Source organism: Aliarcobacter cryaerophilus ATCC 43158, assembly GCF_003660105.1.
GTDB classification, from domain to species: Bacteria; Campylobacterota; Campylobacteria; order Campylobacterales; family Arcobacteraceae; genus Aliarcobacter; species Aliarcobacter cryaerophilus.
Window position 1 is genome coordinate 230932 of the sequence record NZ_CP032823.1, and the last position, 25742, is coordinate 256673.

At 29.4% G+C, this 25742-nt stretch carries 26 protein-coding genes; 8 read left to right on the top strand and 18 right to left on the bottom strand.

Translation table 11 applies throughout. The features are described 5' to 3' along the window. Positions 1 to 12: 12 nt before the first annotated feature. The 5 genes from ACRYA_RS01110 to ribD are packed head-to-tail and all read left to right on the top strand — an operon-like array spanning position 13 to position 4728. Positions 13 to 279, top strand: a complete 267-nt coding sequence (locus ACRYA_RS01110) for a DUF448 domain-containing protein (RefSeq protein ID WP_105917586.1) — start codon at positions 13 to 15, stop codon at positions 277 to 279. After that, the gene (gene infB, locus ACRYA_RS01115) at positions 269 to 2917 is read left to right on the top strand and encodes a translation initiation factor IF-2 (RefSeq protein ID WP_105917587.1); all 2649 of its coding nucleotides are present in this window, start codon (positions 269 to 271) and stop codon (positions 2915 to 2917) included. The genes ACRYA_RS01110 and infB overlap by 11 nt, the downstream gene beginning before the upstream one ends. Further along, positions 2917 to 3282 (top strand): 30S ribosome-binding factor RbfA, encoded by a 366-nt coding sequence (gene rbfA / locus ACRYA_RS01120; RefSeq protein ID WP_105917588.1) that lies wholly within the window; start codon positions 2917 to 2919, stop codon positions 3280 to 3282. The genes infB and rbfA overlap by 1 nt, the downstream gene beginning before the upstream one ends. Then, the gene (gene rimP / locus ACRYA_RS01125; RefSeq protein ID WP_105917589.1) at positions 3279 to 3707 is read left to right on the top strand and encodes a ribosome maturation factor RimP; all 429 of its coding nucleotides are present in this window, start codon (positions 3279 to 3281) and stop codon (positions 3705 to 3707) included. Before rbfA ends, rimP begins: the two co-directional genes overlap by 4 nt. Positions 3708 to 3720: 13 nt before the next feature. Beyond that, a complete protein-coding gene (ribD, locus tag ACRYA_RS01130; RefSeq protein ID WP_105917590.1) occupies positions 3721 to 4728 on the top strand; it encodes a bifunctional diaminohydroxyphosphoribosylaminopyrimidine deaminase/5-amino-6-(5-phosphoribosylamino)uracil reductase RibD in 1008 nt (335 codons plus the stop codon). A gap of 45 nt (positions 4729 to 4773) precedes the next feature. On the opposite strand, the gene efp is transcribed toward ribD, so the two are convergent. From efp to ACRYA_RS01165, 7 genes are all read right to left on the bottom strand, one after another. Continuing rightward, the gene (gene efp / locus ACRYA_RS01135) at positions 4774 to 5334 is read right to left on the bottom strand and encodes an elongation factor P (protein ID WP_105917591.1); all 561 of its coding nucleotides are present in this window, start codon (positions 5332 to 5334) and stop codon (positions 4774 to 4776) included. Positions 5335 to 5343: 9 nt separating this feature from the next. After that, a complete protein-coding gene (gene serA / locus ACRYA_RS01140) occupies positions 5344 to 6933 on the bottom strand; it encodes a phosphoglycerate dehydrogenase (RefSeq protein WP_105917592.1) in 1590 nt (529 codons plus the stop codon). A gap of 10 nt (positions 6934 to 6943) precedes the next feature. Further along, entirely contained in the window at positions 6944 to 8599 is a 1656-nt protein-coding gene (locus tag ACRYA_RS01145; RefSeq protein ID WP_121443264.1) for a 30S ribosomal protein S1, read from the bottom strand. A 64-nt stretch (positions 8600 to 8663) separates the two neighbouring features. Continuing rightward, entirely contained in the window at positions 8664 to 9503 is an 840-nt protein-coding gene (locus ACRYA_RS01150; RefSeq protein ID WP_105917594.1) for a 4-hydroxy-3-methylbut-2-enyl diphosphate reductase, read from the bottom strand. 9 nt (positions 9504 to 9512) lie between these two features. Next, entirely contained in the window at positions 9513 to 10790 is a 1278-nt protein-coding gene (aroA, locus tag ACRYA_RS01155) for a 3-phosphoshikimate 1-carboxyvinyltransferase (protein WP_105917595.1), read from the bottom strand. Between the two features lie 9 nt (positions 10791 to 10799). Next, positions 10800 to 13121, bottom strand: a complete 2322-nt coding sequence (gene pheT / locus ACRYA_RS01160; protein WP_105917596.1) for a phenylalanine--tRNA ligase subunit beta — start codon at positions 13119 to 13121, stop codon at positions 10800 to 10802. Beyond that, positions 13118 to 14110: a phenylalanine--tRNA ligase subunit alpha gene (locus tag ACRYA_RS01165; RefSeq protein WP_105917597.1), complete on the bottom strand. Its 993-nt coding sequence runs from the start codon at positions 14108 to 14110 to the stop codon at positions 13118 to 13120. Before ACRYA_RS01165 ends, pheT begins: the two co-directional genes overlap by 4 nt. 125 nt (positions 14111 to 14235) lie before the next feature. On the opposite strand from ACRYA_RS01165, the gene ACRYA_RS01170 reads away from it, so the two are divergent. Further along, positions 14236 to 14580, top strand: a complete 345-nt coding sequence (locus tag ACRYA_RS01170; RefSeq protein WP_105917598.1) for a histidine triad nucleotide-binding protein — start codon at positions 14236 to 14238, stop codon at positions 14578 to 14580. A 28-nt stretch (positions 14581 to 14608) separates the two neighbouring features. Here ACRYA_RS01170 and accA read toward each other — a convergent pair whose 3' ends face one another. From accA to queC, 7 genes are all read right to left on the bottom strand, one after another. Then, positions 14609 to 15544 (bottom strand): acetyl-CoA carboxylase carboxyl transferase subunit alpha, encoded by a 936-nt coding sequence (gene accA, locus ACRYA_RS01175; protein ID WP_105917599.1) that lies wholly within the window; start codon positions 15542 to 15544, stop codon positions 14609 to 14611. A 47-nt stretch (positions 15545 to 15591) separates the two neighbouring features. Next, the gene (locus ACRYA_RS01180; protein WP_105917600.1) at positions 15592 to 16851 is read right to left on the bottom strand and encodes a beta-ketoacyl-ACP synthase II; all 1260 of its coding nucleotides are present in this window, start codon (positions 16849 to 16851) and stop codon (positions 15592 to 15594) included. 109 nt (positions 16852 to 16960) lie between these two features. Beyond that, a complete protein-coding gene (gene acpP, locus ACRYA_RS01185) occupies positions 16961 to 17191 on the bottom strand; it encodes an acyl carrier protein (RefSeq protein WP_066156446.1) in 231 nt (76 codons plus the stop codon). A gap of 91 nt (positions 17192 to 17282) precedes the next feature. Continuing rightward, on the bottom strand, positions 17283 to 18026 hold the full coding sequence (fabG, locus tag ACRYA_RS01190) for a 3-oxoacyl-ACP reductase FabG (RefSeq protein WP_105917601.1): 744 nt from the start codon (positions 18024 to 18026) through the stop codon (positions 17283 to 17285). Between the two features lie 56 nt (positions 18027 to 18082). Beyond that, on the bottom strand, positions 18083 to 18847 hold the full coding sequence (locus ACRYA_RS01195; RefSeq protein ID WP_105917602.1) for a 7-carboxy-7-deazaguanine synthase QueE: 765 nt from the start codon (positions 18845 to 18847) through the stop codon (positions 18083 to 18085). Then, on the bottom strand, positions 18834 to 19361 hold the full coding sequence (locus ACRYA_RS01200; RefSeq protein ID WP_105917603.1) for a 6-carboxytetrahydropterin synthase: 528 nt from the start codon (positions 19359 to 19361) through the stop codon (positions 18834 to 18836). Before ACRYA_RS01200 ends, ACRYA_RS01195 begins: the two co-directional genes overlap by 14 nt. A gap of 1 nt (position 19362) precedes the next feature. Next, complete coding sequence (gene queC, locus ACRYA_RS01205) at positions 19363 to 20049, bottom strand: 7-cyano-7-deazaguanine synthase QueC (protein ID WP_105917604.1); 687 nt, start codon at positions 20047 to 20049, stop codon at positions 19363 to 19365. A gap of 120 nt (positions 20050 to 20169) precedes the next feature. Here queC and ACRYA_RS01210 point away from each other — a divergent pair, with 120 nt between their 5' ends. Beyond that, a complete protein-coding gene (locus ACRYA_RS01210; RefSeq protein ID WP_228199761.1) occupies positions 20170 to 20565 on the top strand; it encodes a hypothetical protein in 396 nt (131 codons plus the stop codon). Then, a complete protein-coding gene (locus tag ACRYA_RS01215) occupies positions 20565 to 21236 on the top strand; it encodes a 16S rRNA (uracil(1498)-N(3))-methyltransferase (RefSeq protein WP_105917606.1) in 672 nt (223 codons plus the stop codon). The genes ACRYA_RS01210 and ACRYA_RS01215 overlap by 1 nt, the downstream gene beginning before the upstream one ends. Before the next feature lie 63 nt (positions 21237 to 21299). Here the strand turns inward: ACRYA_RS01215 and ACRYA_RS01220 are convergent, their stop codons facing one another. The 4 genes from ACRYA_RS01220 to thrC all read right to left on the bottom strand — a co-directional run bounded on the left by ACRYA_RS01220 (position 21300) and on the right by thrC (position 25731). Further along, positions 21300 to 22331 carry a c-type cytochrome gene (locus ACRYA_RS01220; RefSeq protein WP_105917607.1) on the bottom strand — a complete coding sequence of 344 codons (1032 nt, stop codon included), beginning with the start codon at positions 22329 to 22331 and terminating at the stop codon, positions 21300 to 21302. 3 nt (positions 22332 to 22334) lie between these two features. Then, a complete protein-coding gene (locus tag ACRYA_RS01225; protein ID WP_105917608.1) occupies positions 22335 to 23579 on the bottom strand; it encodes a cytochrome b in 1245 nt (414 codons plus the stop codon). 11 nt (positions 23580 to 23590) lie between these two features. Further along, the gene (locus ACRYA_RS01230) at positions 23591 to 24091 is read right to left on the bottom strand and encodes a Rieske 2Fe-2S domain-containing protein (protein WP_105917609.1); all 501 of its coding nucleotides are present in this window, start codon (positions 24089 to 24091) and stop codon (positions 23591 to 23593) included. A gap of 158 nt (positions 24092 to 24249) precedes the next feature. Beyond that, positions 24250 to 25731 carry a threonine synthase gene (gene thrC / locus ACRYA_RS01235; protein WP_105917610.1) on the bottom strand — a complete coding sequence of 494 codons (1482 nt, stop codon included), beginning with the start codon at positions 25729 to 25731 and terminating at the stop codon, positions 24250 to 24252. Between the last annotated feature and the right edge of the window lie 11 nt (positions 25732 to 25742).

Here is a 25742-nt window from a genome sequence, read left to right on the forward strand (position 1 = left end):
TAGGTATAATATTTGGCTAATTTGAAAATAATCTTAAGAACTTGCATATTCTGTAGGAAAAAGCTCGAACAAAAGGAGCTTTTAAGATTTAAATGTTCAAATAAACAGTTATCAATTTATGATAACATTGGAAGAAGCTTTTATATTTGCAAGCCATGTAAAGTTGATTTTTTGGATATGAAAGATATTAAGAGATATGAAAAAGCACTTTGTAGAGAGTGTAAAAATAAAGATAAGTATGTTATACAACTTGAGGAGATTTTATTAGATGTCAGATAAAGTAAGAGTTTTTGAGATTGCAGAAGAAGCTGCATCAACAAGCGCTGAGGTTATGCAAAAAGCAAAAGAGCTAGGGATAGATTTGAAGACGGCACAAGCTACTGTGTCTTATGAGGATGCAGAAGAGATTACACAGTATATAATGACTGGAAAAAGTTCTAGAATTAAAGAGCCAGTAGAGGAAAAAGTTTCAAAACCTGAAAAAGAGATAGAAGTAAATGAAGAGGCTGATGTAAAAGCTTTAGAGATAAATGATAAAGAGCAATTAATTGAAAACTCGATAAAAACTGAAATCAAAAAACCAGCTATTTCAAAGCCTGTTTTAAAAACTGAAGAAAAATTTACTAATCTAAATGATGAAGAGAATATAATAAATCCAACAAAAATTGTTCCAAAAAGGAAAGGTCTTGTAATTATTAAGAAAAAAAGACCAGAAGAACAAGAGGTAAAAGTTGTAAAAGAAGATTTTGAAGTTAAAAAAACTCAAAAATCTTTAAGTGATATTTTTGGTGAAAATGAAGAGAAAAATTTTGAAAAAAACAATAGATTAAGAGAAGAACATCAAAGAAATCAAAAAATCAAAAAAGAGAAGAAAAAAACTCCTATAAAAGCTCAAGATCATGGAAGAAAATTAGAAGTTTCACATAGTAATGAAGAGTTTAGAAGTAGTGATGATTCTCTTTTGGGAGATGAGGTTGTTCTTCTTGATATGGATTTACAAGATAATTTTAAAATCTTTGATGAACCAAAGCCAGTAAATACTGCAAATCACTCTAGAAGTTCAAAACCTGCAGCTTTTGGAAATACTCCAATAGGACTTAAAAGAGGAAAAAGAAAGAAAAGAGTTGTTAGAGCTCAAGAGAAAGAAGATATTACTTCTATTGTAATTCCTGAAGATATTAGAGTTTATGAGTTTGCAGAAGCTTGTGGGAAAACTCCAGCTGAAGTTATTACTGTACTATTTCATTTAGGAATGATGGTTACGAAAAATGACTTTTTAAAGCAAGATGAGTTAGAAATACTAGGAGAAGAGTTTGGTATTGAGGTAACTGTAAAAGACGCTTTAGAAGATGTAAATTATGAAGAGAGTTATGATGAAGAGATTGATACTAAATCATTTGTAACTAGACCTCCAGTAGTAACAATAATGGGACATGTTGACCATGGTAAAACATCTTTATTAGATAAAATTAGAAGTTCAAAAGTAGCTTCAGGTGAAGCTGGTGGAATTACACAACATATTAACTCATATACAATTACAAAAAATGGACAAAAAATTACTTTTGTTGATACTCCTGGACACGAAGCATTTAGTGCAATGAGAACAAGAGGAGCAAATGTTACAGATATTATTATTATAGTTGTTGCTGCTGATGATGGAGTAAAAGCTCAAACAGAAGAGGTAATCTCTCATGCAAAAGCTAGTGGTTGTCCAATTATAGTAGCTATAAATAAAATGGATAAAGAAACTGCAAATCCAGATATGGTAAAAGCTCAAATGGCTGAAAAAAATCTAACTCCTATAGATTGGGGTGGAGATATTGAGTTTATTGGAGTATCTGCAAGAACTGGAGATGGAGTTGAAGATTTACTTGAAAATATTCTAATCCAATCTGAACTTCTTGATCTAAAAGCTGATCCTACAGCAAAAGCTAAAGCTACTGTTATAGAATCTTCTTTAGAAAAAGGAAGAGGACCTGTTGCAAATATTATTGTTCAAAATGGAACTTTAAGAGTTGGAGATAATATTGTTTGTGATACTACTTTTGGAAGAGTAAAGGCTATTACAAATGATATGGGAGAAATTGTAAAAGAGTTAGGACTTAGTGAAACAGGAACTGTTTTAGGTCTAAATGAAGTACCAACAACTGGTTCAAGTTTAGTTGCTATGGATAGTGAAAAAGAAGTAAGAGACATTGCAACAACAAGAGCTGAGCATGCACGTGCTAAAGAGTTATCAAAATCTACAAAAGTATCTCTTGAAGAGATGAGTGGATTAATAGCTGAAGGTAAAATTAAACAATTACCAGTAATTATTAAAGCAGATGTTGGTGGTTCTTTAGAAGCAATTAAAGGTTCTTTAGAAAAAATTGCAAATGATGAAGTAAAAGTAAAAGTTATTCATTCAGCTGTTGGTGGAATTACTGAAAGTGATATAGTTCTAGCAAGTGCTAGTGAAGGTTGTATAATCTTAGGATTTAATGTACGACCAACAGGAGCTATAAAAGCTAAAGCAAAATCTGATGGAGTTGAGATAAATACATACTCAATTATATATGATTTACTTGATGATGTAAAAAATACTCTATCTGGAATGATGAGTGCAATTATAAGAGAAGAGAATACTGGTCAAGCAGAAGTTAGAGAAACATTTGTTGTACCAAAAGTAGGAACTGTTGCTGGATGTTTAGTAACAGATGGAAAAGTAATCAGAGGCGGTCATGCTAGAATTATTAGAGATGGAGTTGTTACATATACTGGAAAAATTTCATCACTAAAAAGATTTAAAGATGATGCAAAAGAAGTTGCAAGTGGATATGAGTGTGGAATTATGTTTGATAAATTCAACGATATAAAAGTTGGAGATTATATTGAGACATTTATTCAAATTGAAGAGAAAGTAAAAATTGACAATTAATGAAAAGTATAAATCTTCAAAGAACTGAATCCTTATTGATGGAGCTTATACCTCAAGCTCTGTCACAACTACAAAACAGTAAAATAAACTCTTTACCAATAACAGGTGTAAACTGTAAGAACGGAAAATACGATGCAATTGTATATTTTGATGGTAGTGATTTTGATAAAAATGAGGTAAAAGAGGTAATTGAATCTCTAAAAAAAGCAAATGGAAGAATAAAAAGTGATGTATTGGCAAGTACAGGATGGTATAAATGTCCAAATTTTAAATTTGAACTAGATACATCTTTGGAAAAATCAAAAAATATTGAAGACCTATTTGCAAAAATAAAAAAAGATAAAACAAAAAGTGAAAAAGAATGAATTTAGAAGAGCAAATTAAACTAATAGTTGAAAATAGTGGGCTAAAGCTTTATGATATTGTTACAAAAAAAGAGCATGAGAGAAATGTTTTTAGAGTTATTGTAACATCAAAAGATGGTGTAAATTTAGATAAATGTGCTGAAATTTCAAGATTAATATCTCCAATTTTAGATATTGATGAGCCAATGGGTGGAAAATATAATCTTGAAGTTAGTTCTCCTGGAATTGAGAGAAAATTAAAAAAACCAGAACATTTTATAGCGAGTATTGGTGAGCTTGTAAAAGTGAAAAATATTGAAACAGATAGTTTAAAAGGTGAACTTTTAAGCGCAGACAATGCCAAAATAACTATAAAAACAGAGTTCGGAGAAGAAGAAATTACTTATGATAATATCTTAAGTGCTGCAACATATTTTGAGTGGTAAAAAGTAGTTTTTTATGAAGATTGATGATAATTTCTATATGAAATTAGCCATTGATGAGGCTTGGAAATATCAACTTTTAACTTACCCAAATCCTGCTGTTGGGTGTGTTGTTGTAAAAGCTGGAAAGCTTTTAGCAGTTGAAGCACATAAAGAAGCAGGAATGCCACATGCTGAAATCAATGCACTAAAAACTGCATTCCTTACACAAGAACCAAATTCGGTTTTAAAAATCAAAAATAAAAGTTCTGAAATACATGAATACTTAATTAAAAATCATAATAATTTTTTTGCAGATTGTGAAATATATACAACGCTAGAACCTTGCAATCATGATGGAAAAACTCCATCTTGTGCAAAACTTTTATCTATTTTAAAACCACAAAGAGTAATTATTGGTTCATTTGATACAAACAAAATTGCAAGTGGTGGTATAAAAACATTAGAAGATGAAAATATAAACATCACAACAAATGTTTTAGAAAAAGAGTGTGAAAATCTTTTAATTCCTTTTAAATCTTGGCAAAATAAAACTTGTATATTTTTCAAAATGGCACAAACTTTAAATGGTGCAATAGATGGTCAAATTAGCTCTCAAAGAGCAAAACTATATTTACATACGTTAAGAGATAAGATTGACCTTCTCTTGATTGGTGGAAACACTGTAAGAACTGATAAACCAACTTTAGATACAAGATATATAAAAGGGAGCGAACCAGATGTTTTTATTTATAGTAAAAATAAAGTTTTTCCTCAAAATATACCACTTTTTAAAGTACCAAACAGAAAAGTAATTATCAGTGATGATTTATTTAAAATACTTGATTATAAGTTTGTGATGGTTGAAGGTGTTTATAATCTTCTTGATATTTTAAAAGATAAAATAGACTTTTTTATTTTAATAATAAGCCCAAAAATTAGAAATGGAATTAATGCTTTAAACGAGCTAAATATAGATTTTGAAATATTACATGAAAACTATTTAGGGGATGAAAAGATAGTTTTTTTAAAAAAGAAGATTTAATATATTGAGATTTTATAAAAAGCTAGAATAAATCTAGCTTTTTAATTATTTTACTTTTTCTAAGTATTCACCAGTTCTAGTATCTACTCTTATTACATCACCTTCAAGAATATGAAAAGGTATTTGAACAACAGCACCTGATTCTAAAGTAGCTGGTTTTCTTCCACCTTGAGAGTCACCTTTGAAGTTTGGTGGAGTCTCTACAATTTTTAATTCAACAACCATAGGAGGCTCAACTGTAATAGCTTTTCCATTGAAATACATCATATCTACTTGCATTCCATCTATTATCCAATCAAATGCATCTCCAACTTGCTCGTAAGTTAAACCTTCTTGCTCATAATTTGAAGTATCCATAAATTGTAATAATTCACCATCATCATACAAAAATTGCATCTGTTTTTGTTGTAAATTTGGAGTTTCACATTTATCACCAGCGTGAAAAGTTTTTTCAATAGTTTTTCCATTTAAGAAAGATTTTATTTTTGCTCGTACAAATGCAGCACCTTTCCCAGGTTTTACATGTTGATATTCAACAATTTTATATGGAATTCCCTCAACTTCAATTTTAAGACCTTTTTTTAATTCGCTCATTCCAATTGCCATTTTTACTCCTTATATTTCAGCATAAGCAACAGCAATGCTAGCTTCTAAATTATCAAGTTCACTAGTTACTTTTGAGTTTGCTTTTTCATCTATTAATATAACTGCAAGAGCAGTTCCTTCTTTACCACGACTTAGTCTAAAGTCAGATATATTGATACCATTTTCACCTAAAATATTTCCAACTTTTCCTACAACACCTGGAATATCTTTGTTTTTCATGATAATCATTTTACCTTTTGGTTCAACATCAATAACAAAACCATCAAGATCAACAACTCTTTGAACATCTTCACCAAATACAGTTCCTGATATAGCTTTTACACCTTTTGCATTTGTAATTTTTACAGATACTTTATTTTTGTAACCACTACTATTTGTTAATTTTTTAGTAGTTAATTCTATATTTTTCTCTTTAGCAATAAAGTTTGCATTTACATAGTTTACACTACTGCTACTAGCACTAGCACTAAGAACACCAACACTTGCAAAAGTTTGTAAAGAATCTACAAATTCAGCTAATTCACCCTCTGCACTTACTTCAATAGCTCTAATTTCGCTTTTACTAATTTGTGCTAGTAAAAATGCCATTTTTTGAGTTAATTCGATATATGGTTTTACAAAAGAAGGAATTTTACTCTCATCAATTGGAAGATTTAAAGCATTTGGATATGATATACCTCTTGCACTTTCTATTGCATTGTTTGCACTTTGAATAGATATCTCTTTTTGACTCTCTTTTGTATTTGCTCCAAGATGTGCTGTTAAAGTTACATTTGGTAAATCTAAAAGTGGATGAGAAGTTGCTGGCTCTTTTTTGAATACATCAATTCCAGCCATTGCAATTTTTCCACTCTTTAAATTTTCTACAAGAGCTTCCTCATTATATAATCCACCTCTAGCACAGTTTATTAATATAACACCATCTTTCATTTTTTTTATCTCATCGAAACTAATCATATCAATAGTATCTTTGTTTTTTGGAGTATGAATTGTAATAATATCACAAGCTAATATGTCTTCAAAATTTGTAGTATAAGTAATACCTAAATCTGTTGCTTTTGTGCTAGGAATAAATGGGTCATAAGTAATAACATCCATTTCAAAAGCTTTAGCTCTAAGCGCAACTCTATGACCAATATTTCCAAAACCAATAACACCTAGTTTTTTACCATAAAGCTCATTTCCATACCAATCTTCTCTTTTCCAAACTCTATCAATTTTTAATTGATTATGAGCATATGGAAATTTTCTCATACAAGATAACATATGAGCCATTGTAAGCTCAACTGCTGCTATTGTATTTGCAGTAGGAACATTCATAGCGATTATTCCCCTTTTACTGCAACCTTCAATATCAACATTATCATAACCAACACCAGCTCGTATAATTGCTTTTAACTTAACTGCTGCATTTAAAAATTTTTCATCAACATCTGTTGAAGATCTAGTAATTGCAACATCTGCATCTTTTATAATATCTAATAGTTTTACTTTATCAATATCAGCTGCAAATACATAATTTATATCTTCTGTTTTTTCTAAAATTTTTAATCCAGCTTCGTGAATATGATCACAAACTACAATTGTTTTTTTACTCATTAAAATATTCCTACTTTTTGAATTGATCTTTTATAACATCACCCAAAGTCATAGACATATCATCATTTACAGACTTTAGCATATCTCTTTCTTGTTGTTGCTCTAATCTTCTTATAGATAATCTAACTCTATTTTTTTTAGTGTCAATATTTATAACAACAGCTTCAATTTCATCACCAATTGATACTTCATCAATATTTAATGGACCAAAATCTTCAGTTCTTACAAGTCCATCTAGGTTATTCTCAAGTTTTATAAATAGACCGAAATCTTTTTTATCTTTTATAGCACCTTTTACAATATCACCAATTTTGTATTTATCTTGGAAATCTTTTGCAGGAGAAGTAGCTATTTCTTTTATAGAAAGTGATATATTTTCTTTTTCTCTATCTATTTTGATAATTTTAACTTCAACTTCATCACCTTTTTTGAAAAGGTTTTTACATTTACTATTTGGCTCCCAACTTGACTCTTCATTATGAAGTAATCCATCAACATCACCTAGAGTAACAAAAGCTCCAAATTCAGTTAAAGTTGCGATTTTTCCTTTTAAAATATCTCCTACTTTATGAGAGTTTACAAATTTATTAAATGGTTTTTCTTGAAGGTTTTTTAAACTAACTCTTAATCTTTTTTGGTCAAAGTTTAGTTCAATTACTTCAACATTTATCTCATCTCCAATATTTAAAATCTCTTTTGGATTTTTAATGTTTTTGTTCCAAGAAAGTTCTGAAATATGTAAAAGTCCTTCAATATCATTTCCTAAATCAACAAAAGCTCCATAAGATTCAAAATTTGAAACAGTTACAGTAATAGTATCACCAACTTCTAATCTATCTTTTATCTCTTCCCATGGATTTGATAAAGCAGCTTTTATTGATAGGCTTAAATGTTGTTTATTTTTATCATAAGATAATACAATAACAGAAACAGTATCACCTTCAGAGTAGTAATTTGCTGGGTTTACTGGACCTTTATAAGAAATCTCATTGTAGTTTACAAGACCATCTATTCCACCTAAATCTACAAACATTCCATAAGAAGTAATTTTTTTAATAACTCCATCAATTGGCTCTTTATTCTCTAAAATTTCAGCAATTTTGCTATCTTTTACAGATTTACTCTCTTCAATTAATTTTTTTCTTGAAACAATAATCGAACTTTGATTTTTGTTTACTTTAATAACTTTTGCTTTTATTGTTTTTCCAATTGCACCAATAGTTTTCATATATGATTGAGCTAGAGGCATAAAGTATTCACAACCATCTGTATCTTCAAGAGTGAAACCACCTCTTTGCTTAACAGATACTATTTTAGCTTCAATTGTAACGTCTTCAAAGTTTTCACCATGAGTAGCTATAAAGTTATTAAACTTCTCTTTTTGAAGTACTTTTCTGTGAGAAATACTAGGTCTTTCACCTCTGTTTCCCATAAGCATAACAGGAATTGTATCTCCAACTTTATACTTTAATTCACCATTTGTTGTAATTTCAGACACTGACAATAAACCTTCAATTTTTTGTCCAACATCAACTAAAACTCTCTCAGCATTTATATCAACAATTACACCATCAACCACAGAGTTGTTCTCTGATTGCTCAAAAGACTCATTTAGCATTTGCTCAAAGTCAAAGTCTTCACCTAAATCTATATCTTCCATACGCATTTTGTACCTTCTTTGTTTACCAGTTTATTTAAAATAGCAAGATTGTACAAAAAAATCACTTAAATTATGGTTTAAAGCCTTTGATTTTATCACATACTTTTTGAATAACCCAGTCAGGTGTGCTCGCACCTGCAGTGATTCCACAAAATTTTTTATCTTTAAACCAAGATTTTTCTAACTCTTGTTCATTTTCTATTAAATATGAATTTTCACAATTTTCAAGACAAATCGAGTGTAGTTGTTTTGTATTCGATGAGCTTTTTCCACCAATTACAATCATAATATCAGCTTTTCTTGAAATATCTCTTGCTGCATCTTGGTTTTCAAAAGTTGCATCACAAATTGTATTAAAAACTCGTACTTCTTTATTTTTTAGAATTAGCTCATTTATGATTTCTAAGTAAGTCTCTTTTTTCTTTGTAGTTTGAGCAACACAAGCAATTTTATTATTTTTGAATTTTATATTTTTCAGATCTTTTGGAGATAATATTATATGAACATCATCTAAATCACAAGCGTAAGATTTAACACCTTTTACTTCAGGATGCTCAATATCTCCAAAAATAAGAATAGAGTAACCTTCTTTTGACATATTTTTTACTATATTTTGGGGAGTTGTTACAAATGGACAAGTAGCATTTATAACTTTTTTAACACCCTTTTTAAGATCTCTTAAATCATTTTTTGGAATACCATGAGTTCTAATAATTACAGTATCATCTGGTTTTACATCACTTAATTGTGAATACAATCCGACATTAAAATCTTTTTTTAATCTATTTATCTCATCTTCATTGTGAATAAGTGGTCCCATAGTTGCACTATTTTCATATTTTTGTGCAATTTCAATAGCTCTTTTTACACCAAAACAAAAACCATAGCTACTTGCTAGTTCTATTTTCAAAATTCATCCTTAATACAAAGAGTCTAAAATCTCTTTAAAGTTTGGAAAAGATGAGTTTATGCACTCCACATCATCTATTTTCATATCACAATTTAACCCAGCTATTGCAAAACTCATAGCAATTCTATGATCACCATAAGAGTCAATAGTTGCACTTTTTAATTTTCCACCTCTTATTTCATAACCATCTTCAAACTCTGTAAAATCAACTCCGCAAAGTTCTAAATTATCTACAACAGCTTTTATTCGGTCACTCTCTTTTACTCTTAGCTCTTTTGCATTTCTTACTGTAGATTTTCCTTTTGCTAAGCTCATAGCAATACTAAGTGCTGGAAGCTCATCTATTAGCCAAGATATATTTTCACTTACTTCAACACCATTTAATTCATCTCCGATAATTTCAATATCACCAATTGGTTCATAAATATTCTCTTTTTCAATAAAATTTACTATTGCTCCCATTTTTTTTAAAACAACATAAGCTTCAACTCTTGTTGGGTTTAAAGATGCATTTTTTATTACAACCCTAGAGCCTTTTGAAATTGCAGCTGCAACAGCAAAGAAAAATCCACTAGAAGGATCAGCTGGAACAGTTATATTTAAAGGCTTTAAGTGAGATGTTAGAGGTTTTATATTAATAAAGCCTTCATTATCTGTAAAAATTTCTGCTCCCATACCTTTTAGCATTCGCTCAGTATGATCACGAGTTAGCTCATTTTCTTTATATTTACTAACATTAGTAGCTCTAAGAGCTGCCAAAATCATAGCTGATTTAACTTGAGCTGAGTCTACTGGTGAGATGTAAGAGAAAGGTTTTAAATATTTTTCTCCTCTTATAAATAGAGGTGCTTTGTTTCCATTTTCTCTTCCATCAATATTTGCTCCAATATTTCTTAAAGGATCTGCAACTCTTTTCATTGGTCTGCTTCGTAAGTATTTATCCCCACTTAAAACAAAAGAGCCATCGACACTTGCTAATAATCCACAAAAAAGTCTCATAGCAGTTCCAGAATTTCCGCAATCAAGTACATCATCAGGTTCGATTAAATTATCAACTGGAGTAATTTCAACACTACTTCCATCTCTTTTTATTTTTGCACCTAATTGTTCTACAATTTTTAGAGTATTTAAAGTATCTTCTGCAGTTAAATAGTTTTTAATATATGAAGTTTTATTTGAAAATAGTGAAAACATAGCACATCTGTGAGATATTGATTTATCGCTTGCAATATTTTCTATAACAACATCAAAAGGCTTATTTAATCTTTTTATATTAAAACTTGACATCTTTTTCCCTTATCTTAAAGTAATATTTAATTTCTCTTTTAAAGCATCTAAAATTGAGTTTATAACTTGATTTATATCTTCATCTTCAAGTGTTTTGTCATCACTTTGAAGAGTAAATCTAATAGTTAAACTCTCATTTTCCCCAAGTTTATCATCACTATATATATCGATTAAGTTATATTGTTTAATCAGGTTATTATTTAGTGAATTTATAACTTTTTTAATCTCTTTAAACTCTAAAGTTTTTGGAGCAATTATGCTTAAATCTTTTCTTGAAGCTTGAAACTTAGAGTAAGAAGATGCTTTTATTAGACTATCTTCTAAACTATCAAAATCTATTTGTGCAAAAAAAGTGTCACTTAAATCAAAATGAGCGGCAACACTTGGGTGAAGTTTAGAGATAAATCCTGATATTTTTCCATCTATTAAAATATTTGCACTTTGATATGGATGAATAAATTTATTATCAATATTTGTCATAGGTTCAAGCTCAAACTCACCAATAGTATTTAAAACTTTTTTTGCAAATGAGAAGAAATCTATATTTTTTGGTTTTCCAGCATTGCTTACATCTTCTAGCGATGAAGCTCCACTATGAACAAATGCAATCTTTTTACTTTCAACTCTATTTTCATCAAAAATAGTTCCAATTTCAAAAAAACTAGCACTTCTTGCACCTATTTTGAAATTATTTGAACAAGCTTCAACAATATTTAAAAGTAGTGTAGTTCTGTAAGTATTTAACTCTTTAACAATAGGATTAATAATATCTAGCTCATCTTTTACAGTTTTAAAACCATATTTTTCTAAATTTTCTTTTGAAGAAAAAACATATGTTAGTGTTTCAAAAAATCCATTTTCGATAGCTTTGTATCTTAATTTATTCTTTTTTTGTAAATCTAAACTAGTTTTGTTTACTCTATTTACTTCATCAATAGCCAAAGGTTTTGAAATAATATTATCAATCCCAACCATTCTTATAACTTCTTCAGCAATATCAGCAATATTTTTAATATCATGTCTATAATGTGGAACTTTAATCAATAAAATATCATCAACAGACTCTTTTATTTCAAATTCTAAAGAAGTTAAAATTCTCTCTATCTCAATTTTTTCTATATTTTGTCCAATAATAGAGTTTATATTTTTTACACTAATACTAAGAGTTATTTTTTCAATATCTTCTAAAAACTCTTTTGCTCCAGAGTATATAGTCGCTCCCATTTTAGAAGCAAAACTAGAAAAATAATTAACTCCATAATTTAAATCAGGGTTACTACCTCTTGATGCTTTGTAAAATATATCACCTGTTTTTATCTTTGCATCAAAAACTCTTTTTGATATAACTTCAGGATTTATATAAGATGCTTCAAGTAAAAAATCACTTGAATTTTCACTAAAATCTTTTTGTTCTATACAGATTTGACTTAGACAGTTTGTACTTGAATAAGAGCAATCAAATCCTTTTTCATTTTTTCTTAAATCCAAAACACTAAGTTCATTTTTCAAAACAAAATCTTCTCTAGGATAAGCATTTAAAATAACACCAACGCAGTGAGTTGCATAGAAAAGTGAGTTCTTAATATTACTATTTTCTTTAAACTTACCAATTAAAGCTACTCTTAGATTTGTTACTAAATCTAGTTTGAAATCTGAAAAATCTATTGCTTTGTATGCTAAAAAAGTGTCAATGTTTGAACTATTTATCTCAAATATTTGACCAATACTAAGCTCGTGATCATTTATATTTTTATCTAATTCTATCAAAGGTAAATCATAAAAAGCTGCTAACTCTCTAGCAACTCCTAAAATACTTAAGCAATCACCTCTATTTGGAGTAAGACCAATTTCTATAATATCATCATTTAAAATAGGGTAATCTTTTAACTCTTTTCCTAAAATAAGCTCTCCTATAGAGTTATCTAAAACCATAATTCCATCATTTAATTTTGGAAGTCCTAATTCTGTTGAAGAGCATATCATTCCATTTGATTCTACTCCTCTTAGTTTGGCTGCCTTTATTTTAAAGTCATCTCCTAAAATAGCTCCAATAGTAGCAACTGCAACAGTTTGTCCAGCTTCTACATTTGATGCTCCACAAACAATTTGAGTAACTTCATCTCCTAAATCAACTTGACAAACATTTAATTTATCGGCATCTGGATGTTTCTCTTTGCTTAAAACTTTTGCAACAACAACTTTTGAAGCAATACTATTTTTTTCTACACTATCAACTTCTAAACCAATGCTATTTAATGTTTTGCAAATTTCATCTGTGCTTATATTTGATATATTTATAAACTCTTCTAGCCATCTTCTTGTAATTATCATTTAAATTGTCCTAATAGTCTTGTATCACTTTCAAATAGAGATCTTAAATCACCAATACTATGAATTAGCATAGCAAATCTTTCTATTCCTAAACCAAATGCATAACCTGATTTATTTTCATATCCAACTGCATCAAAAACATTTTGATCTACAACTCCACATCCTAAAACTTCAAGCCAACCTGTTTGCGAGCATACACGACAACCATTTCCTTTACAAAATACACATGAAATATCAACTTCAGCTGATGGTTCTGTAAATGGGAAATATGAAGGTCTAAATCTAACTTCAACTTCTCCAAACATGTGCTGTAAAAACTCAACTAAAACATGTTTTAAGTTTGCAAATGAGATTTTATCAGCATCATCTACAACTAAAGCTTCAATTTGATGAAACATTGGAGTGTGAGTAATATCAAAATCTCTTCTAAAAACAGTTCCTGGTGCAATCATTCTAATAGGAGCTTTTTGGCTTAACATTGTTCTTATTTGAACAGGTGAAGTATGAGTTCTTAGAAGTGTATAATCTTTGTTATAAAAAGTATCAGCCATATCACGTGCTGGATGATATTCAGGAAGATTTAGTGCTTGGAAGTTATGAAAGTCATCTTCAACTAGCGGACCTTCTTCAACTGTAAAATTAAGGTTCAAAAAGTAGTTAATAATTCTATTCATAGTTTCTGCAACTGGGTGAGCAGCACCACAGCTAAGTTCGTTATTAAACTTTGTAACATCAATTTTTTCAAATTGTAATTTTTTATCCAAAGCAATTATTTCTAGCTCTGATTTTTTGCTATCTAAAGCCTTTGTTATTTGCTCTTTTTGTCTATTTAGATTTTCTGCAAATGATTTTTTATCATCAGCAGGAATATCTTTCATTTTTGCAAATTCTATAGTCAAAACTCCCTTTTTTCCAAGGGTATCAACTCTTAAACTCTCCAGTTCTTCAAGTGTTGAAGCAGATTCGATTTTCTTTATCCAAAGTTCCAATTTTTATTCCTAATCTCTAATTTATTTTTACAAAATATATATTTATAATCTCTCAAAGTTGCGATTATACCTAATTTTTTATTAGAGTTTGGTTATAATTTATTATAAAAAATCAAGGAGAAAATATGTGCATTTTTTGCAAAATTGTAAATAAAGAGATACCTAGCAATATTGTATTAGAAGATGATAATTTTTTGGCTTTTCATGATATAAACCCTACAAGAAAGGTGCATGTTTTGGTTATTCCGAAATCTCATTATGATTCATTTGAAGATGCTCCATCTGATATTATGTGTGATTTAAGTAACTTTATAAAAAAAGTTACAAAAGAGTTACAAATAGATAAAAGTGGATATAGAATGATTACAAATATTGGAAATGATGGAGGACAAGAAGTTCCACATTTACATTTTCATTTGATTGGCGGTGAAAAAGTTGGAAGATTAGTTCGAGACAAAAATGATTTATAAGATAAACTTTTTTAGTTTATCTTACTTATTACTCAGAAAAAGATCCTAAACTCATAATTTTTTGATATTTTTTCTCTTGTCTTTCTTGTGGAGTTAGTTTTTTAAGCTCTTCAACAGAGTTTAAAAAATACTCTTTTAAAGCCATATATGCATCATCTTTATTTCTATGAGCACCAATTAAAGGCTCATTTACAACATCATCTATTAGATTTTGTTGCTTTAAATTTTCAGCTGTAATTTTAAGTGCTTGAGCTGCTGTTTCAACTTTTGATGGGTCATTCCATAAAATAGCACTACATCCCTCAGGTGAAATAACAGCGTATACAGAATATCTCATCATGGCAAGTTTATCAGCAATAGATATAGCCAAAGCTCCACCACTTCCACCTTCTCCAATTACAACTGAAACAGTTGGAGTTGTAAGGTTTGCAAATTCATAAAGATTTTTTGCAATTGCTTCACTTTGATTTCTCTCTTCAGCCCCAAGTCCTGGATATGCACCTGGAGTATCAACTAACATAAGAATCGGGATTTGAAATTTTTCTGCTATCATGGCTGCTCTTAATGCTTTTCTATAACCTTCAGGGCTAGGCATTCCAAAGTTTCTTTTTAGTTTCTCTTTTGTTCCTCTACCTTTTTGTTCACCAATTATTAAAGTTTTTTGAGTTCCAATAAAACCAAAATAACAAACAATTGCATTATCATCTACGAAGTGTCTATCTCCATGAATTTCATAAGCATTTGATAAAATAGCATTAATATAATCAAGTGCATAAGGACGGTCTGGATGTCGTGCTAGTTGAAGTTTTTGATAGTCATTTAAATTTTTGAAAGTTTTTTCAACTTCTTTATCTAATTTTTTATTTAATATTTCAACAGCAGGTTCATCTGCTTTTGTTTTTGCAATTATTATATCTTCTTCAATTTTTTTTATTTTTTCTTCAAATTCTAAGTAAGTAGCCAATGTTTTTCCTTAATAAAAAGGGTAATAATACCCTTTAAGGTTTAGATTTATTTTGTAAATTTTTTAAAAATTACTGAACCGTTTGTTCCACCAAAACCAAAATTGTTACTCATAACAGTTGTTAAATCAACTTTTCTAGCAACATTTGGAACAACATCCAAATCACATTCTGGATCTTGATTTTCAACATTTATTGTAGGAGGAATAATACCTTCATTTAAAGCTTTGATTGCAATAATCGCTTCAATCGCTCCAGCAGCACCTAAACAGTGACCAATTTGACCTTTTGTAGATGACACAGGAGGACAATTTTCTTTTCCATTAAAAAGTTCTTTGATTGCAGCTGTCTCATTTTTATCTCCAACTGGAGTTGAAGTTCCATGAGTATTTATATAGTCAATTTTTGGATATTCTCCAGTTAAATCTTTTGCCATTTCAAATGCAGCTCTCATAGCTCTTAATGGACCATCCATTACAGGTGAAGTGATATGATTTGCATCACCACTTTCTCCAAATCCAATAATCTCACAATAAATTTTTGCATTTCTTGCTAATGCACTATCAAGAGTTTCAACAACTAAAGCACCAGCACCCTCTCCCATTACAAAACCATCTCTATCTATATCAAAAGGTCTTGAAGCTTTTTTAGGATCATCATTTCTAGTAGATAGTGCTTTCATAGCAGCAAATCCACCAACCCCAGCACCACAAACGGCACTTTCAGCACCAACAACTAAAATTCTATCGGCACCACCTAAAACTATTGTTTTCATAGCGTCATTTAATGCATGAGTTGAAGCAGCACAAGCAGTAACATGACCCAAAGATGGACCTTTTAAGTTATGCTCAATAGATATAAATCCACTTAGCATATTTGCTAAAGATGATGGTATGAAAAATGGAGATATTTTTCTTGAACCTTTTGTATCACAAATAGTAGAATTTCTTTGAATTGTACTTAATCCACCAATTCCAGAACCTGAGATTATTCCAAATCTATTTGCTATAGAATCATCTACTTTTTTATTTTCACTTGTAACAAAACCGCTATCAATCATAGCCTCTAAAGCCGCTTTTATACCTAATTGAATAAATCTATCAGCTTTTTTCACCTCTTTTTTATCCATAACAGTTTCTGGGTCGAAATTTTTCACCTCACCTGCAATTTGCACTGAAAAATCAGTTGTATCAAACAGTGTAATTTTATCAATCCCGCAAACACCGTTTACAACGGCATCAAAAGATTCGTTTACACTATGTCCAGTAGAATTTATAGTACCTAATCCTGTAATAACAACTCTTTTCATCTAATAATGCTCCAATATTTTATTTAAACTATTCAATTTTTAAACCAAAAACTCAATAACAAAAACAGATAGATAAAAGAGAAACTCTTTTATCTAAAAAAAGAAAAAACTATTTATTGTTTTCAATGTATGATATTGCATCACCAACAGTTAATATTTTTTCAGCTTCTTCATCAGGGATTTCGATATCAAATTTCTCTTCTAAAGCCATTACAAGCTCCACAACATCTAGTGAATCTGCTCCTAAGTCTTCAATGAACTTTGAATCTTCTTTAACTTCAGCTGGATCGCAATCTAATTGATCAACAACAACAGCTTTTACATCATCTAATAATGCCATTTTAATTCCTTTAATAAAATTGTCCCAAAATTATAGCAAAAAAGTTTTAAAAACTTTTTAATTTGAAGAAATTATAGTTTAAAGATAAACTTTAAACGTATAATCCACCATTTACTTTTAGTATTTCACCTGTAATATAAGATGAGTGGTCACTTAATAAAAATGCTACTGCATCAGCTATTTCACTTGGATTTCCAAATCTTGAAAGAGGAATATTTTTTTCGTAATCAGCTTTGACTTCAGCTTTTAATAAATCTGTCATATCAGTTTGAATAAATCCTGGAGTTATAGCATTGTATCTTATATTTCTACTTGCAGCTTCTTTTGCAAATGATTTTGTCATAGCATTTAATCCACCTTTACTAGCACTATAGTTTGCTTGACCAGGATTTCCCATCTCACCAACAATTGAAGATATATTTACAACAGAACCAAAGCCTTTTTTTCCTCTTTGTTTAAAAAATTCTCTACAACCAATAAATGCTGAAGTAAGATTTGCATCAATTACAGATGTAAAATCTTCAACACTCATTTTAAGAGCTAGTTTATCTTTTGTAATTCCAGCATTGTTTACTAAATATGCTAACTCTCCATCACTTTCAATTATTGTTTTAATAGCTGCTATAAATTGTTCTTCTACTGATACATCAGCTTTTATAATTGCTGCTGTTCCTCCAGATTTCTCAATTTGTTCTTTTATAGCTTCTGCTTCTTCAATCTTACTTCTATAGTTTATCCAAACTTTTAAACCATAACTTGCTAGATTTTTTGCAATTTCTGCTCCTATACCTTTACTAGCTCCTGTTATTAAAACATTTTTTCCACTAAATTTCATATTTTACCTTTTTATTTTTTTACATAATTGTTTATTATAACAATATTTTAATTATATTAAACTCCTCTTTTATTGTCCCATAATCTAATATGTAATCTGTCGGAGTATTTAAATCCATATTTAATTGCTAGATTTACAACCTCTTTTGAGTTATCATCAATAGTTTTTGAATTATCTCCAAGAGGCATTAAATAGACTTCACACTTTGGAATATCTTTTAATATATCTTCAATTTCATTTATGGCATTTTCTAAAAAATCATCACCAATTACAAATTTAAGATAAGACTCTTTTGAATTTTTTAAAATTTTTGTTAAACTAATTTTATTTACTCTTTTTTTTAGTGGTTCTAAAGAGTTGCTTAGTTTTACACTCATTGAAAATAGAATATTTTTTTGATACTCTTCTTGAAAATCTATATTTAAAGAGGCATTTGTTTCGATTGTAAGTTTATGATTTTTATTAATATAATGTTTTATTAAATTTTGAAACTCTTTATTATTCCAATATAAAAGCGGTTCCCCACCTGTTATTACAATATCGACTATATTTTTATAGCTATAATTTTCAAGAAGTTTATCAACTTCATTTACTATATCAAGATGATTATCATAACTTTTCCAACTATCTTTAAACTCTATATCAACAGCATAATAAGAGTCACAAGCACACTTTTTTTTACCACTTGGAGTTTCATACTCTACATTAAATCCAACACATTTAAAGTTACATTTTCCAAACCTAATAAAAATTGAAGGAGATCCAATTAATTTGCCTTCTCCTTGAATTGTAGGTCCAAAAATTTCATTAATCTCTAGCATAAAAAGTACTTTTACTTTTTGGAGTTTCCAAAAACTCTATTTTTGATACTTTTATATTTAATTTATCCATTTTATTTTGAACAATTTTTAAAAGCCAAGCTGAAATATTCTCACTAGTTGGGACAAAATCTACAATAATATAACTCTCATAAAGCTCTAGCAGTTCATTTCTAAAATTTTTGAGATCTACTGTTTTGTAATCTTCTTTAAAGCTAATCAAATCTTTTTTATCTACATTTGGAATAAGTGTTGAAAAAAGTGGATCATTTATATCAATAATAAATTTGTGATCAATTACATCATCTAAAAACTTTTTAAACCAATTTAAGTGTTTAAAATCTGTAACCATTCCACTTTTTAAGTTATCAGATTTTAAATATACAATTGTTTTTCCTTGATGACCGTGAAGATGCCTACACATAAGACAGCTATCAAGTGAAAATTCAACATTTAATGATTGTGACCAAACTCTATGTCCATAACAAAAATCAAACTCTTTTGAAATTTCCCACATTTCAACTCTCCTTGTAAGGTATTAAATCTTTTTGATTTGCTTCTTTAAATCCATTTAATCTAAGCCTACAAGAGTCACAAACTCCACAAGCTTCAATCTCCTCTTTATAGCAAGACCAAGTAAGTTGTAATGGAACATTTAATTTTATTGCTTCTGTTACAATTTCAGCTTTACTTAAATGAACAAGAGGAGTTATAATCTCTATTTTTGTATCCTCTTTTGTACCTTCATTTATAGCTTTTTGCATATTTTGAATAAAACTATCGCTACAATCTGGATAACCTGAACTATCTTCTTGTACAACTCCAATATACATAGCGTTTGCATCCTCTTTTTCAGCAATTGCACTTGCAATACTTAAAAAAATACCATTTCTAAAAGGAACATAAGTTATAGGTACACTACCTTTTTCAACACCATCTACTGGAACATCTATGTTTTTGTCAGTTAAAGCACTAGCTCCAATTTGGGTAAAAAATGGAATATCTATCTCATATTTATTTAAAACATTTAACTCTTTACAAATTTCTCTAAATGCCTTCAACTCTCTATCTTGAGTTCTTTGTCCATAGTTAAAGTGAACGGCTATTAGTTCATAACCACTGTTTTTCGCGATATAAGAGCTTAAAGTAGAATCCATTCCACCGCTTAATATTACCACTGCTTTTTTATTAAAATCTTTATTCATAAACTAAAAAATCCTTATATTATATAAAAATGTATGAAAATATTGAAAAATATAAACTTATTATAAGTTGGATATAATAGCAAAAATTTTTAAAAGTGAGATAAACTTAATATGGAACTAATGCAAAGTGCGATAACAACACATATTTATGCGATATATGTTTTTTTAGGAATTATGTTATTTAATTTATACTCTGTTGCTACAAAAAAGGAATTTATATCTTTGGCAAAAAGATTAAAATTTATGACACCAATATATCATTTGAGTAATGCTGTGGTAATTTATACAGGAACAATAGTTGCTTTTTATGCTCAACAATTTAGCTTTACAATTGCTTTGATGATCCCAGCTTCAATATTTTTACTTGTAATTGAAATAAAAAGATATAAAAAACAAAGAGTTATAAAAGTTTCTGATACAAAACTCCAAGATGATTTTTATATTTATGCAAAGAAGATTTATATTATTGAAATTACAGTTTTATTAGCTGTTTACATAATTAGTAAAGTATTTTAATGCAGTTTATATATGACAAAAATTCTAAAAATGAACAACTAAAAATTGAAGATGAAAATTATAACTATATAATAAAAGCAAGACGACATAAGCTTGATGATATTTTAGATTTTAGGAATTTAGAAGATAATTTTTTGTATTCATATAAAATATCTCAAATCGATAAAAAGAGTTTATTTTTAAATCTTATAAAAAAAGAGCAAAAAATTATTGAAAATAGTAAGAAAATTCATCTTGCTTGGTGTATTGTTGATTCAAAAACTATTTATGAAAATATCTCTAGTTTAAATGAACTAGGAGTTGATAAAATCACTTTTGTTTATAGTGATTTTTCACAAAAGAATTTTAAAGTAAATTTTGAAAAATTAGAAAAGATATTGATAAACTCATCATCTCAATGTGGAAGAAGTAGTATTGTAAAATTTGATCTTTGTAAAAATATTGATACTTTTATAAAAGATAATCCAGATACATATTTTTTAGATTTCTCCCAAACTTCTATAGAGAGTAAAGTAATAGATATTAAGACTTTAATGATTGGAACAGAGGGTGGGTTTTCAAAAAGAGAGAGAGAACTTTTTAATAAAGATTTCATTGTTGGTTTCAGTTCAAACCTTATTTTAAAATCACAAACAGCTATAATATCTGCTACTTCTAAAATAATCTTATAAAAAATATAAATAAAAAAAGCTAGAAGCAAAAACTCCTAGCTTTTTAAGTTTGAAAAGATGTTCTTAGTGAACATCTCTCCATTTACTTGCTTTCCATAAGAATGCGAAGATTGCAAAAATTACTAGATAGATTAGGAATTTAGGACCTAACTCTTCTCTTTGTACTTTTTTAGAAGCTCCTATTTCTTCAAGATATTTTATAACTTGTTCTTGTGACTCTTGATTTAAACCAACTCTAGGCATCGCAGTACCTTCAAGTAGTTTTTGTGGGTCATTTATAAATTTACCTAAATAATCAGGACCTCTACTAATAATATATTGAGATAAATCTGGAGGAAGTTTTCCCATATATTTTGTAATATCAGCATTAGGTGAGAATGAACCCATTGTTCCTTGTTGCATATCAGCATATTTTAAACCATGACATCTTTGACAAGCATCGTGGAAAACTTCTTTATTAGTCATCTCTTTTGGAGCGATTGATTGTAAATATGCAACCATATCCGCAATTTCTTGTGGAGTATTCATTAACTCATAACTAGGCATTGGATGAGCTCTTCCATCTGTAAATTTATGAGAAACTTTTGAAGCTAAAGCTGGATTTTTAATAAAAGCAATTAAATAATCTTTAGAATAAAGCTTACCTGCACTTCCTAAATCAGGAGTTGCAACACCATAAGCTCCAGCTGTAGTTGCATCATCCATTAATTTTGGAAAACCTTTCGATTCAATACTATGACAAGCTGTACAGTTTGCAGTTACTAAAGCTTCACCATTTGCAACATTAGGAGTCGCAGCTATTGCAGCTTTATTTGCATCCCAAAACTCATTTATAGTTTTTTCAAAAGTTTGAGCTGCTTCTAAATCAGCTTTTGCACCTTTAATAGCTTTTTCATCTGCTGTTTTCTCAGCTTCAGTTAAAGCTTTTTGTGCTTTTTCAACTCCTTCTTTTGAAGTAGTTCTATCAGATTCTTCAAAGTTGTAGTTTACAGGATCAACATGTGGATGCATTTGTGAGTGAGCAAAAGGCTCAACTCCCCAGTAAGTAATAAGAGTTAATACTACTACTACTGCTAAAATTTTTAATTCTCTCATCTTTTACCCTCTTCTTTTTTGATCAAGTTTTGTAATAACTGGAAGTAGAACAAATAGTAGTATAAATGCTACTGCTGCAAAGAAACCTACCCAAGCATTTGTACCTGTTGGAGGAAGTTTTCCATAAACAGTTAGTACTATTAAATCTACAACTAATAACCAGAACCAGATAAAAAATAGTGGTCTTTTATGAGCTGGTAAAATTTTATTATCTCTATCTAGCCATGGTAGAACAAAGAAGATACCATTTGCAAATGCAAATGCAATTAAACCAATATCAAATGCTTTAATTCCAGCAATATCAAAGAAGAATCCTCTTAAAACTTCATAAGACCATAAGAAATACCACTCTGGATATATGTGAGCTGGTGTTACCATTGGATCAGCTGGGTCAAAGTTAACTGGATCCATAGCAAAACTATAGTGGAAGAACACTAAATAGAAATAGAATATTAAAAATACTCCAAGAACTGCTAAATCTTTTGAGATAAATACAGGCCAGAAAGGAATAACTTTTGACTCTTTTTTATTGCCACTTAAATATTTTTCAGCTTCAGCATCAAAATCAATATCTTCAGAAGATTGATTATTTACGTGAGGAATTCTTAATGTATAGAAGTGTAAACCAATTAAACCCATAATAGCTATTGGTAATAAGAATACATGTAACATAAAGAATCTTGTAAGTGTTGCATCAGCAACGTTAAAGTCTCCTCTAATCCAAACAACTAGTGCATCTCCAATAACAGGAACTCCACCAAATAAGTTTGTAATAACCATTGCAGCCCAGTAAGACATTTGTCCCCAAGGAAGCATATATCCAGAGAAGCCAGCAGCACTAAATGTAACAAATAGTAGCATTCCTGATATCCAAATCATCTCTCTACCTTGTTTGTATGAACCATAGTAGATACCTGTAAGCATATGAATATATATAATTAGGAATATAACAGAAGCTGCAACACCATGAATATGTCTAAATAACCAACCAAATGCAACTTCTTGCATAATTGTATAGTTAACTGAATCAAATGCCAAATTGATATCAGGTTTGTAATACATCATTAAGAATAATCCAGATATAACCAAAATAGTAAATGTAGTAGCTAATAGTACTCCCATTGCCCATAAGAAGTTAATATCTTTTGGAATCCAATACTCAGTCATCATAACTTTGTTAAGTGCTTTTATATTAAGCCTTTGCTCTAACCACTCACCAACAGAGTTAGCTTTTTCAAATTTTGCCATCTATTGCCTCCTTATGCTCTCATCGCTTCTGCGATTTTTTGACACTCTGGTCCTTCGTTTCCAAGAACTATCGTATTACCTTTTACTTCAAATGGAGGTAAATCAAGTGGTCTAGGTGGTGGTCCAAAAGTTTGGTGACCACTCGCATTAAATTCTCCACCGTGACATGCACATTTCCATTTATCTTTTTTCCATGCTGGAATACATCCAAGATGAGTACAAAGTCCAATCGCAACAGTGTATCTGTCACTACCTATAGTTAAGTCTCTTGTACTATTTTCCATATCAGCAGTCTTTTTTAAAACAAAAATAGGCTTCCCTCTCCAAGTAAAAGTTCCTGGCTCACCTGCTTTTAAAGCAGTTAAATCAATCGTTGTAAATCCACCAGCTAAAACGCTAGGAAGTGGATCCCATACCTGTTTCATACCATACAAAGATGCGGCTCCTCCAACTGCAGCAACTGCAGCAAATGAGTAGCCAATAAAATCTCGTCTATTTGTATCTTTAGACATATTTGGCTTCCTTTTTTTAAAATTAGAATCGGCCTAGATTTTAATATAAAGATACTTAAGAAAGATTGATTTTGGTCAATTTTATAAACGAATGATTAATGAAATGAGTAAAAATAGAATATTTAAAAATAGTTCAATTTATTGTTTATTAGAAAATCTTATGATTTTCTAATAAATTTTATGATTTCAGCTTCAATATTTTCTTTCTCTATTACGGAAGAGTGATTGATTTTCGCATTAAAAAGATTTTTAATAGACTGAGGTAAGTTAGCACCAAATTTTGTACTAATCTCTTCTAAAGCCTCTTTATCACTATATTTTTTAGAGTCTTGATTTAAAGCATTTAAAACAGTTGGCGAGAATTTTGTCCACTCTGCTGTTGAGTAGATTACAGTTTTTAGAGGCTTTTCCTTTAAGTCATTGTAAGCTTTTATACAAGTTGCAGTATGAGGATCCATAAGGTATCCTTTATCCAAAAACTCTTTTATTGTAGTGTTACCAAATGAATCATTACTAAAAGTAGCACTAAAATATTTTTGTAACTCTTTTGTCTCTTTTTCAGTCATTTCAAAAATATTATTTTTGTTTAAATCTTCCATTAACTCTTTTGTTCTACTACTTCCAAATAGATCAAAAATTACTCTTTCTATATTTGAAGATTTTAATATATCCATAGCTGGTGATTTTGTTAATTTTAGAGCTTTATCTCTGATATCATAAATTCCTGTGTTTATCCATTGTGTTAAAATATTATTTTCATTTGAAGCAACTAAAAGTTTTTCAATACAAAGACCCATTTTTTGAGCATAATAAGCTCCAAGAACATTTCCAAAGTTTCCACTAGGAACAACTAAATATATATTTTCATCATTTTTAATTGCATTTTGACGAATAAGTTCTAAGTATGACCAGAAGTGATATATAATTTGGAAAATAATTCTTCCAAAATTAACACTATTTGCAGCACTTAATTTGATCTTGTCTTTTTCTAATTCAGCTTTGAAACTATTTGAAGCTAAAAGAGTTTTTAGAGCATTTTGTGCATCATCAAAGTTTCCTCTTATTCCTAAAACTTTTAGATTTTCTCCATCTTCACAAACCATTTGAAGTCTTTGCACATCGCTAGTTCCTCCATCTGGATATAGACAAACAACCTGAATGTTCTTTTTATTTCTAAAAGTATTTAGCGCAGCTGGTCCTGTATCTCCAGATGTTGCTGCTAAAATTAGGTAGTTTTCATCTTTTTTTTGTGCAATAGAGCTAAAAATTGATCCAAAAGGTTGAAGTGCCATATCTTTAAAAGCACGTGTAGGACCATGATATTGCTCATTTACATACAAATCATCTTTAACTTTTACAACTGGACTTGGGTTTGTTGGATTATCAAAATTATCGTATAAATCTAATGCTTTTTGTATTTCATTATCATCAATATCAATCTCAAAAGCTTTTAAAATATCAAATGCAAGCTCTTTATAGCTTTTGTTAATATGATTTTCAATAAAATTTTCACCTAAATTTGGTAATTTTTTTGGCACATAAAGTCCACCAAAAGAGCTACTTGGATTTAAAATAGCTTCGCTAAAACTTACTTCTTTTTCTCTTTTTCCATCATTTCCTCTTGTTTCAATAAATCCCATACCATCTTCCT

Bases quoted from the DNA above. Each gene is read 5' to 3' on its own strand.
- ACRYA_RS01195 (WP_105917602.1), bottom strand. From the start codon at position 18,847: ATGCTAGAGATTAATGAAATTTTTGGACCTACAATTCAAGGAGAAGGC.
- queC (WP_105917604.1), bottom strand. From the start codon at position 20,049: ATGAATAAAGATTTTAATAAAAAAGCAGTGGTAATATTAAGCGGTGGA.
- ACRYA_RS01225 (WP_105917608.1), bottom strand. From the start codon at position 23,579: ATGGCAAAATTTGAAAAAGCTAACTCTGTTGGTGAGTGGTTAGAGCAA.
- thrC (WP_105917610.1), bottom strand. From the start codon at position 25,731: ATGGGATTTATTGAAACAAGAGGAAATGATGGAAAAAGAGAAAAAGAA.
- ACRYA_RS01210 (WP_228199761.1), top strand. From the start codon at position 20,170: ATGCAAAGTGCGATAACAACACATATTTATGCGATATATGTTTTTTTA.
- rimP (WP_105917589.1), top strand. From the start codon at position 3,279: ATGAATTTAGAAGAGCAAATTAAACTAATAGTTGAAAATAGTGGGCTA.
- ACRYA_RS01220 (WP_105917607.1), bottom strand. From the start codon at position 22,331: ATGAGAGAATTAAAAATTTTAGCAGTAGTAGTAGTATTAACTCTTATT.
- ACRYA_RS01170 (WP_105917598.1), top strand. From the start codon at position 14,236: ATGTGCATTTTTTGCAAAATTGTAAATAAAGAGATACCTAGCAATATT.
- ribD (WP_105917590.1), top strand. From the start codon at position 3,721: ATGAAGATTGATGATAATTTCTATATGAAATTAGCCATTGATGAGGCT.
- fabG (WP_105917601.1), bottom strand. From the start codon at position 18,026: ATGAAATTTAGTGGAAAAAATGTTTTAATAACAGGAGCTAGTAAAGGT.
- infB (WP_105917587.1), top strand. From the start codon at position 269: ATGTCAGATAAAGTAAGAGTTTTTGAGATTGCAGAAGAAGCTGCATCA.
- serA (WP_105917592.1), bottom strand. From the start codon at position 6,933: ATGAGTAAAAAAACAATTGTAGTTTGTGATCATATTCACGAAGCTGGA.
- rbfA (WP_105917588.1), top strand. From the start codon at position 2,917: ATGAAAAGTATAAATCTTCAAAGAACTGAATCCTTATTGATGGAGCTT.
- ACRYA_RS01145 (WP_121443264.1), bottom strand. From the start codon at position 8,599: ATGCGTATGGAAGATATAGATTTAGGTGAAGACTTTGACTTTGAGCAA.
- ACRYA_RS01180 (WP_105917600.1), bottom strand. From the start codon at position 16,851: ATGAAAAGAGTTGTTATTACAGGATTAGGTACTATAAATTCTACTGGA.
- efp (WP_105917591.1), bottom strand. From the start codon at position 5,334: ATGGCAATTGGAATGAGCGAATTAAAAAAAGGTCTTAAAATTGAAGTT.
- ACRYA_RS01230 (WP_105917609.1), bottom strand. From the start codon at position 24,091: ATGTCTAAAGATACAAATAGACGAGATTTTATTGGCTACTCATTTGCT.
- pheT (WP_105917596.1), bottom strand. From the start codon at position 13,121: ATGATAATTACAAGAAGATGGCTAGAAGAGTTTATAAATATATCAAAT.
- acpP (WP_066156446.1), bottom strand. From the start codon at position 17,191: ATGGCATTATTAGATGATGTAAAAGCTGTTGTTGTTGATCAATTAGAT.
- ACRYA_RS01200 (WP_105917603.1), bottom strand. From the start codon at position 19,361: ATGTGGGAAATTTCAAAAGAGTTTGATTTTTGTTATGGACATAGAGTT.
- ACRYA_RS01215 (WP_105917606.1), top strand. From the start codon at position 20,565: ATGCAGTTTATATATGACAAAAATTCTAAAAATGAACAACTAAAAATT.
- aroA (WP_105917595.1), bottom strand. From the start codon at position 10,790: ATGTCAAGTTTTAATATAAAAAGATTAAATAAGCCTTTTGATGTTGTT.